The sequence below is a fragment of the Bacillus sp. Root131 genome (genome assembly GCF_001429475.1).
Classification (GTDB): domain Bacteria; phylum Bacillota; class Bacilli; order Bacillales; family Bacillaceae_G; genus Bacillus_A; species Bacillus_A thuringiensis_S.
On the sequence record NZ_LMJQ01000001.1, the window covers coordinates 137,722 to 155,353 of the forward strand.

The following is a 17,632-nucleotide window of genomic DNA, read 5'->3' on the forward strand; positions in this document are numbered from 1 at the left end:
TAGGTGGGAGCCCGGTACGATAAATTATACAGAATGGGCTTGCGAGAGGTATGTTGAACATTGTAGTAGGCAACCCGGGTTCCGCCGTTAAAAGGATAGAGTATCGGAATTATTCCTGTACTTGAACAAGTGGGATTTATCAATCCAATTGAGGTGGTACCACGGTATTTACATTACATATATCGTCCTCTACATGCATATTTGCGTGTAGGGGACTTTTTTATTTTCTAAAGGAGGTGTGCGAGTATGAAATGAAAGTGTATAATTAACAAAAGTTTAAATATTCAGAAAAGGAGAATTTATGATGAAAGAAACACAGCAATGGACGTCGAAAATAGGCTTTGTACTCGCAGCAGCCGGAGCCGCAGTAGGTCTTGGTGCGATATGGAAATTTCCATATGTTGCAGGTAATGGCGGGGGAGGAGCATTCTTCCTTGTATTTTTACTATTAACTTTATTTATAGGTATGCCTCTTCTAATAGCGGAGTTTGTTATTGGACGTAGCACGCAAAAAGAGGCGGTTACAGCTTATAAAGTATTAGTGCCAAATAGCAAATTATATCCTTGGATTGGTCGTATGGGAGTTGTTACTTGTTTTAGTGTACTATCTTTTTATAGTGTTGTAGGTGGATGGATTTTACTTTATTTATATTATAGTGTGACAGGCAGTTTCTGGAATGGAGTAGCTGATTATGGACAATTGTTTGGTGAAACGATTTCAAATCCGTTAAGTGCGATTGGAGCACAATTTATCTTTATGCTTTGTACAATTTTTGTCGTAAGTAAAGGTGTAGAGAAAGGTATAGAAAAGGCAAGTAAGTACATGATGCCGCTATTATTTATTTTATTTATAGCGATTATTGTTCGTGCGTTAACACTCGATGGTGCTTTTGCTGGAGTAGAGTTCTTCTTAAAGCCAGATTTTTCAAAGCTTACAGCAGATACGATTTTATATGCGATGGGACAATCTTTCTTCTCGCTAACTGTAGGTGCCTCGGTAATGGTAACGTATAGTTCGTATTTAAAGAAAGAAGAACATTTAGCGAAATCAGCAACATCTATTGTAAGTTTAACTGTTTTTGTTACAGTACTTGCAGGATTAGCAATTTTCCCAGCGATTTTCGCATTAGGAGTTAAACCGACTGAAGGACCGGGATTACTGTTTATCGTCCTTCCAGCAGTATTTGCAAAAATACCATTTGGTCAATTTTTCTTTATTATGTTTTTAATTTTATTCTTCTTTGCGACTTTAACATCAGCAATTTCAATGCTTGAAATTGTAGTAGCATCTGTTGCGAAAGGTAATGAGAAGAAGCGTCCGTCAGCATCATTATTAATTGGTATTCTTATTTTTGCAGTCGGTATTCCATCAGCGTTATCATTTGGAATAATGAGTGACGTGAAAATATTCGGGAAAACATTTTTTGATTTAGTCGACTTTTCAGTAAGTAACGTATTGCTGCCGTTAGGAGTACTAGCTATTTCATTATTTGTACCAAATAAAATGAGTAAAGAATTGTTGATGAAAGAATTAGAAGTGACGGAAACGAAAGGGAAAACGTTATTTAACATTTGGTTCTTCTTACTTCGTTATGTCATTCCGGTAACTGTAATAATTGTATTTTTAAATGCGATAGGTATATTTAAAATGTTTGCATAAAAAAGACGGGGATCTACCGTCTTTTTTATGTTGATGAATGTAATAGCCGATTATACGCTTTATAGGCTGTGGTGACTGCGAGGAATGAACCGATTAAAAATAAAACTGAGCCGCCAAATGTAAATATCCGGCCGATATATGTCGTTCTAGCTTCTTCTATTTTTTGTTGTAATTGCGTATTCATATGGATCACCTCGTAAACTATAGGCATTTAGTTATAGTTTATGTAGAATGCCTATATTGTGTGAAGTGTAAATAAAAAACCTCGGTAGGCACCGAGGTTTTTTATAATCCGATATAAGGAGATGGGTCAACTGCGTTTGTCTTGCCGACATTCCATTCTCCAAGATGAAGTTCGAAGTGTAAATGTTGTCCGTATGATTGGCCCGTATTCCCCATAAATCCAAGCTGATCGCCTTGTTTTACAGTTTGTCCATTCGATACGGAACGGCTATTCATATGAGCATATACTGTCGTATATGTTTTTCCGTTTATACGGTGAGATAAGTACACTACGTTTCCGTAACTAGATGATAATTCTGAGCGAATAACAACGCCATCTGCAGCAGCGATAATTGGAACCGTTCCCGAAGCAGCGATGTCAATTCCTTTATGGTTATCTAAAGAACGTACACCGAATCCGGATGTTTTTGATCCAGCTGCTGGTTTGATAAAGCCACCGATATTTGTATCATGTGGTGTTGGAGCTGCTTGAGTTGCTTGAGCAGATTTAGTAGCTTGTTGTTTGCGAGCCTCTTCTGCCTGGCGAGCTTCTTCCACTTTACGAGCTTCTTCGGCACGTTTTTCTTCTTCAATTGCTTTTTGAACAGCTTGACGTTGATTTTCTAAAATACCTTTGGATTCTTCTAATCCTTCAATCTCTGAATCTACTTTTGCTACTTTCGTATGTAGATCGTTAATAAGAGTTTGTTGCTGTTGTTGGTTATTTTGTAATTCTTGCTGTTTTTGTTCTAGTTTTTGCTCAGATTCTTTCAGGTGTTGTTCTTTTTTCTCAACAGCTTCTTTTTCTGTAGTTACAGCATTTTGATCAGATGTTTGTTTTTTTACAATATCTGTATCGTTGTTTAATATTAAACTTACGGAGTACATATTATCAACAAGATCAGCAATGTTTGTAGAGTTTGTTAATACTTCTGTAATGATATTTGTACGCGGTTTTTCTTGCATAGATTGTAATCGTTGTTTAATAACTTCCTGACGTGTATCTATGTTTGTTTGTAATTGTTCTATATGTTTCTTTTTGTCAGTAATTACTTGTTGTGTTTTGCTAATTTCTTTTTTTGTATCGTTTAATTCAGCCTCGTTTTTATTAATAGAAGTAGTTAATTCATCGATTTTCTTCTGTAATTCTTGAATTTCTTTTTCTATTTGTTCTTTCTCGACTGATTTATTTTGTAAGTCACTTTGTTTGCCTTCTAATTCAGATTGAATGTTAGTTAATTTATCTTGATTCGTTTCAGCGTATACGGGTGAAAGTAACGGGGAAGCAAAAATCGTTCCTGCTGCTAAAACACTAAACGCTGCAAATTTCTTTTTCATTGTTGTCTGACTCCTTTCCCTATGAATGTTATATATCATAAGAAGAAGGGTGTCTATCGTTGTAATCATAATGTAAAGAAAACTTTATAAAATTGCTAAGTTTTGTCGGAATTTATCATTTTTCAACTTTAATTGTCATAGTACTTACATTTTATTTATATGTGTAACAAAGGTAAATTTTTGATTTATTTGTAAAATGCAGGAGGGAAGTAAGAGTTTTTATGGGGTGAAATATTACTTAGAAAGCCAATGAAATACTAGTAAGGAATCGTTCTCATGTGAGGTTTTCTGACATGAGTTTATTTTTTGTCAAGAAAATTATTTGTGTTCGAGCAAAGTTATTTTGTTGTCAGATTTTAAATTTTGATTTATGATTTTTAACAGGGACAAAATGTAGTGAATTGTCGAATAATATGTAATACTCTTAATTTCTTAGTTTTATAGAGATAGAATGAGAGATAGAGTGACACATCGAAGAGGGGGTTACAACAAATATGAAAAGAATAGGACTTGCATGGCAAATATTAATAGGACTTGCACTTGGTATTGCAGTTGGGGCGATTTTCTTTGGCAATCCGGCTGTAGTGAGTTATTTACAACCAATTGGTGATATTTTCATCCGATTAATTAAAATGATCGTTGTACCGATTGTTGTAGCAAGTATTGTTGTTGGGGTTGCTGGTGTTGGCGATGTTAAAAAACTAGGTCGACTAGGCGGAAAAACAATTATTTACTTTGAAATTATTACAACAATTGCAATTATTGTTGGTCTATTAATAGCGAATATTTTCCAACCAGGAAAAGGCGTGAATATGGAGCAGTTAACAAAGACAGATATTTCAAAATATACACATACAACAGAGCAAGTACAAAGTCATTCATTTGCAGATACATTTGTAAATATTGTTCCAACGAACATTATGAAGTCATTAGCTGACGGAGATATGCTTGCTATTATATTCTTTTCTGTACTATTTGGTTTAGGTGTAGCAGCAATTGGTGAAAGAGGAAGACCAGTTCTTCAATTTTTCCAAGGTGTAGCTGACGCAATGTTTTATGTAACAAACCAAGTTATGAAATTTGCACCATTTGGTGTGTTTGCACTAATTGGTGTTACAGTTTCTACATTTGGTCTTGCTTCATTAATTCCATTAGGGAAATTACTAATTGTCGTATATGGAGCAATGATCTTCTTCGTCGTAGTTGTCTTAGGACTTACAGCGAAAATATTTGGAATTAACATTTTCCAATTCTTTAAGATTTTAAAAGACGAGCTGATCTTAGCGTATTCTACAGCAAGCTCAGAAACAGTTTTACCGAAAATCATGGAGAAAATGGAGAAATTCGGTTGTCCGAAAGCAATTACATCTTTCGTTATTCCGACAGGTTATTCATTTAACTTAGATGGATCAACTTTATATCAAGCAATTGCGGCGATTTTCTTGGCGCAAATGTACGGTATTGATTTATCTATTACACAACAAATTACATTATTACTTGTATTAATGGTTACCTCAAAAGGTATCGCAGGTGTACCGGGCGTATCATTCGTTGTATTATTAGCGACACTTGGTACAGTAGGTATTCCACCTGAAGGTTTAGCGTTCATTGCTGGTATTGACCGTATTTTAGATATGGCTCGTACAGCAGTTAACGTTGTAGGAAACTCTTTAGCAGCTGTAGTTATGTCTAAGTGGGAAGGTCAATATGACGCTGAAAAAGGACAAGCTTATTTAAAAGAGATTTCTGAAAAGGGTCAAGCTGCTTAATTATAATATGAACAAGCTCTCACATAATATGTGGGAGCTTTTCTGTATATAGAAGAGGAGCAGACATAATGAAACGTAAATATGGTGACGGTGCTTCGTGGAAGAGACTAATAGAAAAGAGTTATACGGTTAAGCAAGTGGAAGAGGGAATGCTCGGAATACTGGATATAAAAAAAGTGAGAGAGCCTAGTTGTAAAGAATATGATGGTAAAGAAATTTGTATTGCAAGTGATGGGTATACGTGGGTTCAATATTTCATTAATGGAAAGAACTTTGCGATTACAGCTATGTTAGATGATAGGCACAATTTAGTGCAATATTATATTGATGTGACGAAAGAATATGAAATAGACGATCGTGGTTTACCGTATTTTGATGATTTATATTTAGATGTAGTATTATTACCCAGCGGTAAGGTGTATATATTAGATGAAGAAGAGCTAGAGGATGCTTATAAAAGTGGCGATGTCACGAAGGAAGAGTATGAGTTAGCTTGGTACACTACGAAATGGATATTAGCAGCAATAAAAAATAGTGAATTTTATTGGATTTCAATATTGGAAGAAGAAATCGAAAAGTTAAAATGATTGTTGCATTCAAATTTTTGTATAATTACCAAAAAAATCTATACAAAAAATAATTGACTTTTGTTTTGTAAGCGAGTAAAGTTAGGGAAGAAATTATTATTAAAAAATAAATATGAAACCTTCTTATAAAGAGAGGCGGAGGGACTGGCCCTACGATGCCTCGGCAGCGGACTCGATTTCAGAGTGCTGTGCCAAATCCAGCAAGCGTGTGCTTGAAAGATGAGAAGAGTGTTTCTTATAGATGTATAAGACCTCTTCTCATCGGAAGAGGTCTTTTGTTATTCATTAGAAAAAGGTTGAAACTAGGGAGAGATGGTACTTTGAAAGAAACGAGAGGAAATGGTTTAGCTTTATTACCACTTGGGATATTTTTGGCGCTATTTATTGGTTCTGGAATTATTACAGGTGATTTCTATAAATTGCCGATACTTGTAGCGATTTCAATTGCTGTAGGAGTTGCTTTAGTGATGAATCGTAAAGAAAGTTTTAATGTGAAAGTAGAGCGGTTCGCTAAAGGTGCAGGAAATCCAGATATTATGATTATGGTATTAATTTTTGTGCTTGCTGGTGCATTTTCTGAAACTGCTAAAGGAATGGGCGGGGTAGATTCAACTGTTAATTTAGCGTTAACTATTTTACCGCCAGGATTTATCGTAGCTGGAATCTTTGTTATTGGTGCATTTATTTCATTAGCTATGGGGACTTCAATGGGAACAATTGCAGCGTTAGCACCAATTGCTGTAGGTATTAGTGGTCAAACTGATATCTCAATTGCGCTTACGATGGCTACTGTTGTTGGCGGAGCGATGTTTGGTGATAATTTATCATTTATTTCAGATACAACAATCGCAGCTGTTCGTTCACAAGGAACAGAAATGAAAGATAAGTTTAAAACGAACTTTTTAATTGTATTACCAGCGGCTATTATTACAATTGTACTATTAGTAATAGTTACTTCAGGAAGTGATACGCAGGTTAAAGCGCATAGCTTTGATTGGATAAAGATTTTACCGTACGCAGGAGTACTTATTACAGCTCTACTTGGCTGGAATGTACTTATCGTATTAACTGGTGGAACTGTACTATCTGGTGTTATCGGTCTTATAGATGGAAGTTACACGTTAGAAAGTTTCTTTAAAAGTGTAACGACTGGAATGGGCGGTATGATGGAGTTAGTATTACTTGCTATATTAATTGGCGGTATGGTTGAATTAATCCAATATAATGGTGGTATTCAATATTTAATGAATGTATTAACACGTAATATTCGTTCGAAAAAAGGAGCGGAATTTGGTATTGCTGGTTTAGTGAGTATGACGAATATGTGTACAGCAAATAATACGATTTCGATTATTTTTACAGGCCCGCTTGCAAAAAATATTGCGGATCAATATGAAATAGATCCTCGTAAATCAGCGAGTGTATTAGATCTTTTCTCATGTTGTGTGCAAGGGTTGATCCCGTACGGTGCCCAAATGTTAACGGCAGCAGGATTTGCAGCGTTATCTCCGGTTGAATTGTTACCATATGCATTTTATCCAATTTTAGTTGGAGTATGTGGGATTGTTTCTATTTTAATTGGGTTTCCAAGGTTTTCGAAAGTAGCTGAGAAAAAAAAGTATCATAAAACAGCTTAATCTAATATGAACGTTAGTAATTAAAAAACGTGCAGAGAATAGACTCTGCACGTTTTTTTGCGTAAAGGGCTGAATATGACTCGGTCTTAAGTCTGAGTTAAAAACGGTTCTTAAGCTCGTTATGGAAAGATGAAAAAATAGTTAAGATAAGAGTATCAAATCGAAGGGAGGCAAGCACAAGATGAAACAATTTCTAGCGTTTATCGCAGCCGGTATTTTGGCTTTAATTGCTCTTGGTAGTCTTGCTGGTATTGTAGGATTCGCAATCGGAGCAGGAGTTGTATATTGGAGCTATAAATCATTTGTGCGAGCTAAATCATTTTTTGGAAAGTTAGCTTGGGGTATTGTTGGTTTAATCGGTTTATCCATTGCACTTTCTCATTCACCAGCATTAATCGGTATCGCTGCTTTAGTGGTTTTATACTACGGATACCGTGAGTGGAAAAAAGAAAAAGATGTAGTTGTTGAATCTGCTCCAGAAAGTTCTAAACCATATAGCAACTTTGAAGATGAGTGGAACAAATTAATGAAAAACTAAAACAATAAATCAAATTATAATTAAAGTAGAAGAGAGGAAGATTTATAATGAAACAATCTTTATTCGGACGTGTACGCGATGCAATTTTAGCTGATTTTCATAACGTGTTAGATGAGAAGGAAAGAAAAAATCCAATTGCGATGTTAAACCAATATTTACGTGATAGTGAGCGTGAAATAACAAAAATTGAGAAGTTAATTGAGCGTCATAAAACATTAAAATCTAACTTCGCTCGTGAGCTTGAGCAAGCACGTTATTTCGTTAATAAAAGATCAAAGCAAGCTATCGTTGCTCAAGAAGCAGGCGAATTACAATTGCACGAACGTGCGTTAGAAGAGGTAGCTTATTATGAAGGGCAAGTAACTCGATTAGAAGAAATGTATGCAGGTGTTGTAGAGCAAATTGATGAGTTAGAGCGTCGTCTTTCTGAAATGAAAAATAAATTAAAAGAAATGCACGCAAAGCGTATGGAACTAATGGCACGTGAAAATATGGCACATGCAAATCGTCGGATGAATACTGCGATGCATAAAATGGATGAAAATAATCCGTTCTTACGATTTGAAGAAATTGAAGATCACATTCGTGACTTAGAAACTCGTATGAATGAAGGGCATGAGCGTGACACATTTGATATGAAAATTGCAAAACTTGAGCGTGAAATGAAAGAAAAGAATGATGTATCGTTAACGAAAGAGTTAACAAAATAATAGTAGTATATTATAAAACAGGCTTATGATATAGTGATAGGAGAAAAGGTGTTGGAAAGCAATGCCTTTTCTTCTATGTATATGTGACAAGAAGGGGGGGGAGCTGAAGTGAAGAAACATTTTTCAAAGACACAATTAATGGGGATGCTCCTCATCATATTTGGGTTCGGTCTTTTTCTTGATATGATACTTGGACATTTTGAACCAGGTGGTCTCATTTTTGCATTTATTATGCTTATGTTTGGAAGGCATTATCGTAAAAAGAATCGTTATGTACGGGGGAATGTATTTTTATTTGTTGGTGGTATCGTATTTTTATTTTTCTTATTTTCATCAGCAGCATTTGTTCTTGTCGTATTTGCTTGTTTAGCTTTAATTGGTTATCAATTGATTCAACAAGGACATCAGCAAAAAGCAATGAAGGTTGAAATTAAAGAAAAAGGGATTATAGACGAAGAGAAGCAAATATATCGTACAGAACCATATTTGAAAAATATGTTTGTAGGCAATGTACGAATGATGGATCATATTTATGAACTTGAGGATATTAATGTTCAATATGGTGCTTGTGATGTGGAAATAGATTTAACAACTGCTATGATTCCAGAAGGAGAAACAGTAATTGTTATTCGAGGTGTCGTTGGTAATATTCGTTTATATGTGCCATATGATATTGAACTTTCTTTAAATCACTCTGTTATTGTCGGCCGTGTGCTCTTGCCAGGTCATGAAGAGACAGGGTTTAACCGCAATGTTACATTTAGAACAGAGCAGTATAAAGAGGCTCCTCGTCGTATTAAAATTATTTCTTCGCTTGTCGTAGGCGACACGGAAGTGAGGAAAGTATAATGAAGAAACAAAAAAATATTTCGTGGATGTATATTCGTTATTCTATGTTGTCCTCTGTTAGTATCGCACTCATTTGTACAATTGTATATGTATGGAAAAGCGAGCAACAAGTGTATGATTTATTATGGAAGGAATCCATCGCTTCTGTTCCAATTGGCTTGTTTATTATGACTACAAGTTTACTTATCGGGGGAATTGTAGGATATGCAATCGGTTACTATATAGAGCAGCGTATACAAGGATTAAATACTTTTCTATTTGAAGTAGAGCGAGGGAATTTTCCGAGTGATGTTTCGTTTACTGCGGATGATGAATTTCATGAAGTGGAGCGAAAAGTAATCGTTCTGGCTCGTCGATTAGAGGAGCAAGCTGGACTCTTTCAAAAAGTAACGAATGAACGAGCTCATTGGAATGAAGAGATGAGACAAGAAGCGATTTCTCAAGAAAGGCATCGCTTAGCAAGGGAGTTGCATGATTCAGTAAGTCAGCAGCTTTTCGCAATGTCGATGATGATGTCAGCGATTAATGAACAAATAACTGAATTTCCAGATGTGACAAAAAAACAATTACAACTTGTTGAAAATATGGTTGTAAATGCTCAATCAGAAATGAGAGCATTGCTCCTTCATTTACGTCCTGTACAATTGGAAGGTAAGAAACTGACAGAAGGTATAGAGGAATTATTAACGGAATTATCGCGAAAACAACATATGAAAATTGAATGGCTTATTGAGCCAATAGAATTAAAAAAAGGTGTAGAAGATCATTTATTCCGTATTGTGCAAGAAGCGCTATCAAATACGTTGCGACACGCGAAGGCAAAGAAAACAGAAGTGCGCCTTCGAAAAATTGATCAATATGCGATTTTAAAAATCATTGATGACGGTGTTGGGTTTGAAGTAGGCGTTAATAAAGCCGGTTCCTATGGCTTAAGATCGATGCAAGAGCGTGTTCATGAAATTGGTGGGACACTCAAGGTACTGAGTTTCCCGGCCAAAGGTACACAAATAGAAGTGAAAGTACCGATTATGCTTGAGAGAGGGGGAGAAGTATGATAAAAGTATTGCTTGTCGATGATCATGAAATGGTTCGTATGGGTGTATCGGCATATTTATCTACACAACCAGATATTGAAGTGGTCGGGGAAGCTGAAAATGGAAAAAAAGGATCAGAATTAGCACTGCAATTAAGACCGGATATTATTTTAATGGACCTTGTTATGGATGAGATGGATGGTGTCGAAGCAACACGTGCTATTATTCAAGAATGGCCAGAAGCAAAAATTGTAGTTGTAACAAGCTTTTTAGATGACGAAAAATTGTATCCTGTTATTGAGGCTGGGGCGACTAGTTATTTATTAAAAACATCAAGAGCAAGTGATATAGCGGACGCTGTACGAGCTACTTATGATGGAGAAACGGTATTAGAGCCGAAAGTTACCGGGAAAATGATGTCCCGTATGCGTCAAAAGAAAGAGCAACCTTTGCATGAGGAGTTAACAGAAAGAGAGTCTGAAATTTTGTTATTAATTGCAGAGGGGAAAAGTAATCAAGAGATTGCAGATGAATTGTTTATTGCCCTCAAAACAGTAAAGACACATGTGAGTAATATATTAAATAAACTAAATGTAAGTGACCGGACACAGGCGGTTATTTATGCATTTAGACATCAATTAACGAAATGATAAAGTGCAACTTTAATCAGTGGGGGACTATCCCCATTGATTATTAGTTTGCATCAAATCTTTTTATTGACGCTAATAAATGTAAGCGTTATCATTAATTTGTTAACAGTACATACAAAGGGGAGAATGTATATGTTAGTTCAAACTATATTCGGAATGGATAAGTCTAAAAAATTAGGGGATTATGTGAACGCATTACAAGCGCTTTGTGAACAATATAATGTTGAAACAGATAAAATTGCGATTATTGAGGCAACAGAGGAATACTATTTATTTTTAGTAAAGCAAGAAGACTGCTATGATGTTGTTAAGGTAGAAACAGTTGATACGAATATTGAATATTATACGAAAGCGTATAAAATAAGTAGTTTTAATCATACTGCTTATCAAATGTAAAAAAACTCCCTTTCGGGAGTTTTTTTAGGATGCTTTTGCGTCGGTTATTAAGGGAACTTTTTTAGCACCGCTTAGTTTAGCGATAGTAAATCCGATAAGTGCTCCGGCTAATGCTGGTAATAGCCAGCCTATTCCTTCATTATATAAAGGAATAAATTCAAAGTTGGACGTGATAAACGAGACTGGAATACCGCCTTGTTTTAATCCATCAAATACGCTCACAACTGCTGCTCCGATTAAAGCACCTACATAAACAGAGCGATATCCACCGAAGTATTTATGAAGTAACGATAGTAGTACGAGTACAATCGCAATTGGATATACAACAAGTAGAATTGGAACAGAGATTGCGATAATTTTTGTTAAACCTAAGTTGGCAACTAATAATCCTAATGCGCAAATGATACTCGCGAACGTTTTGTATGAAAATGTAGTCAATAATGTTGAAAAATATTGGCTGCACGCAGATACGAGTCCAACGCATGTCGTTAAACAAGCGAGTGTAACGATAAGAGATAATAGGAGCAAACCGTATGGGCCGAATAATTGTTGTACGATAACAGTAAGTAGCTGTCCACCATTTTTTGCATATCCGAGAGAGACACTAGTTGTCCCAAGCCAGCCGAGTGCACCATATACAAGTACGAGTCCTGTAGCGGCAATAAGCCCTGCTTTTGCTGTGGCGATGGCAATGGACTTACGATCATTCACACCTTTAGAGCGAATTGCATTTACAACGATAATTCCAAATGCAAGTGCTGAAATGGTGTCCATTGTTAAGTACCCTTCCATAAAGCCTTTGAAGATTGGAGAAGTTTGATACTCTTGCATAGCTGGTCCTGATTGTCCAAGTGGTGTAAAGACACTTTTAACAAACAATAAGAAAATTGAGAGTAATAAAATAGGTGTTAATATATTTCCAATACGATCGACAAGTTTAGATGGATTTAAACTCAGCCAAAATACGATAGTAAAGAATATGATTGTATATACAAATAGCACTAGGCTGCTAGAGCGGATTGTTTCTGGTAAGAAAGAACTAACACCCATTTCATAAGCAACATTTGCAACACGTGGGATGCCCATGGATGGACCGATGGCAATGTATACAACTACCGTAAAGAAAATTCCGAATAATGGATGAACATGACTTGCAAGTTGCTGCATTCCATTTCCTGATAGAGAAATTGCGATAACAGTAAGTAGTGGTAAGCCAACTCCTGTTAGTAAAAATCCAATCATTGCGGGCCAAAAGTTTTCACCTGCGTTTTGGCCAAGCATGGGAGGGAAAATTAAATTACCTGCCCCAAAAAATAAAGAAAATAGCATAAGACCCGTGAAAAAAATATGTTTTTTTGATACAGTGTTCATTGTTTTTCCTCCTTTTTTAAATTCATTTGTAAGAACACAAAAAACTCGTCCCTAAAGAAAGGGACGAGTTATATTTACCCGCGATACCACCCTAATTTACACATGTAGAAATAAATCTATATGTATACGGCTTTGCAACGTACAACATGATACGTGTTCCTTGTAACGGGGGACGGCCGGTAAGAACTTACTGTAACATTCGGTTCTACTTCTCGGAGATGATTTTCGGTTACGCACTGAACGTTGGCTTTCAGCAAATCGCCAACTCTCTGGGGAACAGTTCTATAACGTACTCGTTCTCGTCAATGAATTTTTATTCAAGTATTCTGACAGTATTGTTGCATGTTTTTTTTAGAAAGTCAATATGTTTTTTGAAAGATATATTTATATACGGAAATATCGAAAGTAATATTCGTTGTTGCAAAAGGAATAATGAATTGTAAAATGGGAGTAAAAATTTGTGGAGAATTGTAAAATTTATAGAGAAAGTTGATATTTATAGGAGTAAAGAAGGGATTATTTGAATTTACAGAGAATATTACAACAATCCACTTGCTGGAAAGAACAAACCAAAAGAGGTGACTGAAATGCTTGCGATGGGAGTATTATTTGGCATTATTGCTATAATTGGTTTTATGTGGTTATATTATTCGCGTTCGTTTAAACAAGCAGAAGTTTTACTCTTTCAAAAAGGTAGTTTGTTGACAAATCAGTCTAGATATTTAGTATGTCCGAAGTGTGGAAGTGCACAGGCCAGAAGTGGAGGATATCAAGAGTGTTGCAAAATTAGATTATGAAAGAAAGGAAGCCTCACATTATTTTGTGAGGCTTCCTTCCTTACAACTTCATGGCGCTCCAAATTGTCCATCGATCTCTTTCAATAATAGGAGAGACGTTTTGTAATGTGGTCTGTATATGTTGTAGAAGTTGAGAAAGTTCATCATCTGTTAACTCATATAGAATGGATCGACCTGTTCGAGGAGATAAATCTTGTAGCAATGCTTCTACAGAATCATGTATTTTTCGTACTTCCCATTGTGTTTGTGTGGGAAGCACGTGAAGAGAATGTTTTTGTAATTCTTTCTGTATCGTGTTGGTTTTTGGACGTCTTTTTGACTCTATTTCAATGAGTTTTGGAAATATAGAGAAAAAATATCCACGAATGTGTTCGGGACTTCCTGGAACTGTACAATCTTCAATCGTTCGATCTTGTAAAATAAGTACACCGTTTTTATTTAATATACGAGAAGCTTCACATAAAAATGTAGGAATGTCTTGTAAATGATGAATAACTGCGCGCGAAATAACTATGTCGAATGTTTCGTTAGGGTATGGGATATTATGTGCATCACCGTGGATGAAAGAAAAATTTGGGAAATTGTTGCAATTTTCTTTTGCAGCTTGTAATATTTCTTTTGAAAAATCAAGTCCCACAACATTTTTGGCTCCCATAAGAGCGAGTTCTTTCGTATAAATCCCGCCACCGCAGCCAATATCAATTATTTGCTTGTTTTGTATGTCTGTAATGTTTTTTACCATTTCAGCCCAAGAAATATGAGCGTTTCTTGTTGCGTATGTGTATTTATTATTTGCATCATGAAAATTAATGGACATGATAAAGACCTCCTTTCAATGATTAGTATAACTTATTTAATAGGATGTCACGTTTTTGTTTTATGTATGAAGATTATAAGAATTTCTTATCGTAAAAGGAGGATTAATTTGAAAGGGAAATATGTATTGTTGTTATTTGTTATGTTACTAGCAGCTTGTGGTCAAGCTGAGCAAAAACAAGAAACAAAAAAAGTAGAAGAGACGGTGAATGAAGTGAAAGAAACAATAGGGGTAACCGTTATACAAAAAAAACATAAAGAGAAAAAGTTGCAGGAATCAGAAGCGAAGTTAGTAATAGACATTTTGGATAAAGCTGAGAAACAAGAAATAACCGGAAGCTTCGGTGAACCTGAATATGAAATACAAATTAGTAGAGAGGGGAAAAAAGAAACTTATTATGCATGGTTAAGGGGAGAAGATAGACGAGGATGGGTGCAATATAAGAAAGTTATGTATATGTTGAATGAAAAAGATACGGAAAAGCTTTTGGCTATATTTCCAAATGTTTCAGAACAAAAAGAAGAAGAGATGCAGGTAGGTCCTTTAACGGAGGTAACAAAAAAAGATTTGCAGATTACCGCGTTTCATATTAAAGCAGGCGATCAAAACGTGAATTATATGGTACGGTATACGATTTCACAATCACTATACAACAAGTTAGTGAAGGAACAAGAATATTATTTGCAACTCACTTTCCCAGAAAAAGTTCAAAAATTAATTGGAGCAAAAGAGAGTGAAATGATTTTAGGTGAAAAAGTAAAGGAAGGGTATAAGCAATATGAATTGCATGCTACTGTGCAGGTAAAAGGCGCTTCAGAATCACAATTAAAATCATTAGAAACATATTACGAAAAGTATGATTTAAAAATATTAAACAGTGAAAAAGAAAAAATAGGTGTGTTTCAAAATATAATTCAAATCGTTAAAGAGTATGGTGAAAAAATGAATTTCCAAAGATAAAGTGAGAATTTAATCGGCGGAGGCTGCTCATTTCTCATTGATTAATAGTCTTTGCCAATTCGGCGTTGACTCTCACTTAACTTCTTTGTTTCAACTGAATTTTGGGGTAAGGCCCTTATTGGCTGTAACTGAATTGTAAATTCTATATAGCCTTTCCTAGGAAATGATAATAGAGAGGGGAGAAGAACACCCTCTCTATTATTTTGCTTTTGCAGATGGCTCATTCATTGATTTTCGTGTAATAAGAAATGAAATCATAAGAGCGGAAAGAATGATAAGAGTGATAAGTAAGTGATTTGGCAACCAATCTAATAATAATACATAGCTCACTGTATAAAAAATAAGAGTTGAAGCTAAAAATGATAAAACACTTATTATGAGAGATTGTAAATTCATTCGTATATACCTCCTTTATTTATATTTTTGGCTAAAAATGGATTAAATAAACATTATTTCTAACAATAGAAAAAAATATGTCATAATAAAGAGGAGAATAATTTTTGATGAGCTTGTATGACTCGTTACAGGGGGTTAAAGGAGAGAGATGAAAAATAATAAAAAAGGATTATGGGGAATTATTGTTGCCATAGGATTATTTTTACTGTCTAAGTTAAAGTGGATATTTGCAATTTTTAAATTAGCAAAGTTTTCAATGGTATTTAGTATGTTTCTATCGCTTGGCGCATACGCAGTTCTATATGGTTGGAAATTTGGGGTGGCGCTCATTTATTTGTTGTTTGTTCATGAAATGGGCCATTTATGGGCTGCGAAAAGAAAAGGAATTCCAACATCGCCAGCAATCTTTATCCCATTTATGGGGGCTCTTATTGGAATGAAAGAGATGCCGAAAAATGCAAAAGATGAAGCTTACATTGCCTATATGGGTCCGCTTTTCGGGCTTCTGTCATATTTACCCGCGATACCGCTTTACATAATGACGAAAGAACCATTTTGGGCGCTTGTTATTTTGCTTGGAAGTATGATTAATTTCTTTAATTTAATTCCCGTTTCGCCGCTAGATGGTGGGCGAATTATTTCAGTTGTCAGCACTAAAATTTGGGGAGCAGGCCTTATTTTATTACTTGGCTATTCAATTTACTTTAAAAGTATTTTGGGAGGATTTATTGTTATTATCGGTTGTATGGAATTATATAGAGTGATAAAGAGAGATGAGCCGATTAAGGAATTAGGGCATAAAATTGATGGGATGAAAGAATATGTTGCTAGGATTGAAGAGGAATTAAAAGAAACGGGTGCTGTACATCGGACTATATACATGATGCATCATGAGATGAATGCATTAAGACAAAGAGAACGGGAAAAAGAGTTACAAATAGGTGAACTTCAAAAAATGGAAGTGTTAGAGTATCTTTTACCGAAGTTCGAACCGTTAGATTATGTTCCATATGAAGATGAAAAAGATGAGTATACAATTCACATAAGGGAAGCATTTGAAGCGTCAGAAAGAAAATTAAATAAATGGAAAATAGAAAAAGAACAACAAGAAAACTATTATAAAGTGGATGCGAAAACGAAATGGACAGTATTTGCTTGTTATATCGGATTAATGGCTATACTCGGTTACACAGCTTATGAAGGATATATTGTTTTACAAGAACATTTGCCAACGAGAAATGTATAGAAAAATATTGTCGAAATGATAGGAAGAATTTATACAGGAAGTATATTTCTACGAGAGAATGTTACAAGTATAGCCATACATTATAATATCTTTAGTAGAGAAGGAGTTCTGTATATGAAGAAATTGCTACGTGTATTCGGGATTATTATCGTAATGATCATCGCGAGTTATAGTCTTATGAAAGTGCTGTTACATTATGCGAATAAGCCTGCTGAGGTAAATACAATAGCTCAAGTAGAAGATGTGCAAGAAGAGACAAAAGTGCTAGATTTTATTCGAATGACACATGAAAGCTATAATAATTTCTTAAATTACGGTAAAGCAGAGAATTATACAGACGGGGATTGGAATCAATTTAAGCAATGGTTTCAACAACAAGAACCATCTTTAAAAAATATACATACGGAAATAAAGAATGAAAAAATAAAACGCGATGTAAATAGAAGCTATGAAATTGTAAAAAAAGGTGTGGAACTTCAAAATATTGAGTATGTAGTGTATGCCCACCGTGTATATCATGACTTGGATATTATCGTAAATAAATATAGGGGGGAAACGAATATCTGGGGGTATACAGAGTTTGGCGAGGGGAAAGATATAAAAGTAATTGAACAAGCTATACAAACAAAATAATAAGCTAGCTAGAATTCTAGTT

Annotated in this window: 19 protein-coding genes, 1 riboswitch and 2 other annotated features (1 of these 22 cut by a window edge); of the genes, 14 read left to right on the forward strand and 5 right to left on the reverse strand. The window is 35.1% G+C overall.

The window, feature by feature from the left end; all coding sequences use genetic code 11:
• Window positions 1-193 (forward strand) — a binding site (T-box leader) (it extends 56 nt beyond the left edge of the window).
• 111 nt (window positions 194-304) lie between these two features.
• Window positions 305-1,660, forward strand: a complete 1,356-nt coding sequence (locus ASE54_RS00760) for a sodium-dependent transporter (protein ID WP_000665434.1) — start codon at window positions 305-307, stop codon at window positions 1,658-1,660.
• Between the two features lie 25 nt (window positions 1,661-1,685).
• On the opposite strand, the gene ASE54_RS36170 is transcribed toward ASE54_RS00760, so the two are convergent.
• Both ASE54_RS36170 and ASE54_RS00765 read right to left on the reverse strand, forming a co-directional pair.
• On the reverse strand, window positions 1,686-1,844 hold the full coding sequence (locus ASE54_RS36170; RefSeq protein WP_001096007.1) for a hypothetical protein: 159 nt from the start codon (window positions 1,842-1,844) through the stop codon (window positions 1,686-1,688).
• A 101-nt stretch (window positions 1,845-1,945) separates the two neighbouring features.
• A complete protein-coding gene (locus tag ASE54_RS00765; RefSeq protein WP_000726090.1) occupies window positions 1,946-3,220 on the reverse strand; it encodes a M23 family metallopeptidase in 1,275 nt (424 codons plus the stop codon).
• A 494-nt stretch (window positions 3,221-3,714) separates the two neighbouring features.
• Here ASE54_RS00765 and gltP point away from each other — a divergent pair, with 494 nt between their 5' ends.
• The 9 genes from gltP to ASE54_RS00810 all read left to right on the forward strand — a co-directional run bounded on the left by gltP (window position 3,715) and on the right by ASE54_RS00810 (window position 11,390).
• The gene (gene gltP, locus ASE54_RS00770) at window positions 3,715-4,989 is read left to right on the forward strand and encodes a glutamate/aspartate:proton symporter GltP (protein ID WP_000821134.1); all 1,275 of its coding nucleotides are present in this window, start codon (window positions 3,715-3,717) and stop codon (window positions 4,987-4,989) included.
• A gap of 68 nt (window positions 4,990-5,057) precedes the next feature.
• Window positions 5,058-5,576, forward strand: coding sequence for a DUF402 domain-containing protein (locus tag ASE54_RS00775; protein WP_000824630.1), 519 nt, complete (start codon window positions 5,058-5,060; stop codon window positions 5,574-5,576).
• A gap of 120 nt (window positions 5,577-5,696) precedes the next feature.
• Window positions 5,697-5,802: riboswitch (SAM riboswitch) on the forward strand.
• Window positions 5,803-5,896: 94 nt separating this feature from the next.
• Window positions 5,897-7,213, forward strand: coding sequence for a Na+/H+ antiporter NhaC family protein (locus tag ASE54_RS00780; protein ID WP_000665498.1), 1,317 nt, complete (start codon window positions 5,897-5,899; stop codon window positions 7,211-7,213).
• Window positions 7,214-7,394: 181 nt separating this feature from the next.
• Entirely contained in the window at window positions 7,395-7,751 is a 357-nt protein-coding gene (locus ASE54_RS00785) for a hypothetical protein (protein ID WP_000808640.1), read from the forward strand.
• Window positions 7,752-7,798: 47 nt separating this feature from the next.
• Complete coding sequence (locus tag ASE54_RS00790; RefSeq protein WP_000814131.1) at window positions 7,799-8,461, forward strand: PspA/IM30 family protein; 663 nt, start codon at window positions 7,799-7,801, stop codon at window positions 8,459-8,461.
• A gap of 108 nt (window positions 8,462-8,569) precedes the next feature.
• Window positions 8,570-9,310: a cell wall-active antibiotics response protein LiaF gene (gene liaF, locus ASE54_RS00795; protein ID WP_000716094.1), complete on the forward strand. Its 741-nt coding sequence runs from the start codon at window positions 8,570-8,572 to the stop codon at window positions 9,308-9,310.
• Window positions 9,310-10,365 (forward strand): sensor histidine kinase, encoded by a 1,056-nt coding sequence (locus ASE54_RS00800; RefSeq protein ID WP_000744327.1) that lies wholly within the window; start codon window positions 9,310-9,312, stop codon window positions 10,363-10,365. The genes liaF and ASE54_RS00800 overlap by 1 nt, the downstream gene beginning before the upstream one ends.
• A complete protein-coding gene (locus tag ASE54_RS00805) occupies window positions 10,362-10,994 on the forward strand; it encodes a response regulator transcription factor (protein ID WP_000598702.1) in 633 nt (210 codons plus the stop codon). The genes ASE54_RS00800 and ASE54_RS00805 overlap by 4 nt, the downstream gene beginning before the upstream one ends.
• 57 nt (window positions 10,995-11,051) lie before the next feature.
• Window positions 11,052-11,390 (forward strand): DUF3922 domain-containing protein, encoded by a 339-nt coding sequence (locus ASE54_RS00810; RefSeq protein WP_114365419.1) that lies wholly within the window; start codon window positions 11,052-11,054, stop codon window positions 11,388-11,390.
• 24 nt (window positions 11,391-11,414) lie between these two features.
• Here the strand turns inward: ASE54_RS00810 and brnQ are convergent, their stop codons facing one another.
• On the reverse strand, window positions 11,415-12,761 hold the full coding sequence (gene brnQ, locus ASE54_RS00815; protein WP_001099171.1) for a branched-chain amino acid transport system II carrier protein: 1,347 nt from the start codon (window positions 12,759-12,761) through the stop codon (window positions 11,415-11,417).
• A 56-nt stretch (window positions 12,762-12,817) separates the two neighbouring features.
• Window positions 12,818-13,076, reverse strand: a binding site (T-box leader).
• Window positions 13,077-13,348: 272 nt separating this feature from the next.
• Between brnQ and ASE54_RS00820 the strand changes: the two genes are divergently transcribed.
• A complete protein-coding gene (locus tag ASE54_RS00820) occupies window positions 13,349-13,558 on the forward strand; it encodes a hypothetical protein (RefSeq protein WP_000880630.1) in 210 nt (69 codons plus the stop codon).
• 40 nt (window positions 13,559-13,598) lie between these two features.
• On the opposite strand, the gene ASE54_RS00825 is transcribed toward ASE54_RS00820, so the two are convergent.
• Window positions 13,599-14,375: a class I SAM-dependent methyltransferase gene (locus ASE54_RS00825; RefSeq protein WP_000026262.1), complete on the reverse strand. Its 777-nt coding sequence runs from the start codon at window positions 14,373-14,375 to the stop codon at window positions 13,599-13,601.
• Window positions 14,376-14,483: 108 nt separating this feature from the next.
• Here ASE54_RS00825 and ASE54_RS00830 point away from each other — a divergent pair, with 108 nt between their 5' ends.
• Complete coding sequence (locus ASE54_RS00830) at window positions 14,484-15,335, forward strand: hypothetical protein (RefSeq protein WP_000677055.1); 852 nt, start codon at window positions 14,484-14,486, stop codon at window positions 15,333-15,335.
• Between the two features lie 198 nt (window positions 15,336-15,533).
• On the opposite strand, the gene ASE54_RS00835 is transcribed toward ASE54_RS00830, so the two are convergent.
• Complete coding sequence (locus tag ASE54_RS00835; RefSeq protein ID WP_001053359.1) at window positions 15,534-15,731, reverse strand: hypothetical protein; 198 nt, start codon at window positions 15,729-15,731, stop codon at window positions 15,534-15,536.
• A 148-nt stretch (window positions 15,732-15,879) separates the two neighbouring features.
• Between ASE54_RS00835 and ASE54_RS00840 the strand changes: the two genes are divergently transcribed.
• A complete protein-coding gene (locus ASE54_RS00840) occupies window positions 15,880-16,977 on the forward strand; it encodes a site-2 protease family protein (protein ID WP_000794467.1) in 1,098 nt (365 codons plus the stop codon).
• A 114-nt stretch (window positions 16,978-17,091) separates the two neighbouring features.
• Window positions 17,092-17,610, forward strand: coding sequence for a hypothetical protein (locus tag ASE54_RS00845; protein WP_000735433.1), 519 nt, complete (start codon window positions 17,092-17,094; stop codon window positions 17,608-17,610).
• Window positions 17,611-17,632 lie beyond the last annotated feature (22 nt).

Bases quoted from the DNA above. Each gene is read 5' to 3' on its own strand.
- ASE54_RS00820 (WP_000880630.1), top strand. From the start codon at position 13,349: ATGCTTGCGATGGGAGTATTATTTGGCATTATTGCTATAATTGGTTTT.
- ASE54_RS00765 (WP_000726090.1), bottom strand. From the start codon at position 3,220: ATGAAAAAGAAATTTGCAGCGTTTAGTGTTTTAGCAGCAGGAACGATT.
- ASE54_RS00790 (WP_000814131.1), top strand. From the start codon at position 7,799: ATGAAACAATCTTTATTCGGACGTGTACGCGATGCAATTTTAGCTGAT.
- ASE54_RS00800 (WP_000744327.1), top strand. From the start codon at position 9,310: ATGAAGAAACAAAAAAATATTTCGTGGATGTATATTCGTTATTCTATG.
- ASE54_RS36170 (WP_001096007.1), bottom strand. From the start codon at position 1,844: ATGAATACGCAATTACAACAAAAAATAGAAGAAGCTAGAACGACATAT.
- gltP (WP_000821134.1), top strand. From the start codon at position 3,715: ATGAAAAGAATAGGACTTGCATGGCAAATATTAATAGGACTTGCACTT.
- ASE54_RS00845 (WP_000735433.1), top strand. From the start codon at position 17,092: ATGAAGAAATTGCTACGTGTATTCGGGATTATTATCGTAATGATCATC.
- ASE54_RS00805 (WP_000598702.1), top strand. From the start codon at position 10,362: ATGATAAAAGTATTGCTTGTCGATGATCATGAAATGGTTCGTATGGGT.
- ASE54_RS00760 (WP_000665434.1), top strand. From the start codon at position 305: ATGAAAGAAACACAGCAATGGACGTCGAAAATAGGCTTTGTACTCGCA.
- ASE54_RS00785 (WP_000808640.1), top strand. From the start codon at position 7,395: ATGAAACAATTTCTAGCGTTTATCGCAGCCGGTATTTTGGCTTTAATT.
- brnQ (WP_001099171.1), bottom strand. From the start codon at position 12,761: ATGAACACTGTATCAAAAAAACATATTTTTTTCACGGGTCTTATGCTA.
- ASE54_RS00835 (WP_001053359.1), bottom strand. From the start codon at position 15,731: ATGAATTTACAATCTCTCATAATAAGTGTTTTATCATTTTTAGCTTCA.
- ASE54_RS00825 (WP_000026262.1), bottom strand. From the start codon at position 14,375: ATGTCCATTAATTTTCATGATGCAAATAATAAATACACATACGCAACA.
- ASE54_RS00840 (WP_000794467.1), top strand. From the start codon at position 15,880: ATGAAAAATAATAAAAAAGGATTATGGGGAATTATTGTTGCCATAGGA.
- ASE54_RS00775 (WP_000824630.1), top strand. From the start codon at position 5,058: ATGAAACGTAAATATGGTGACGGTGCTTCGTGGAAGAGACTAATAGAA.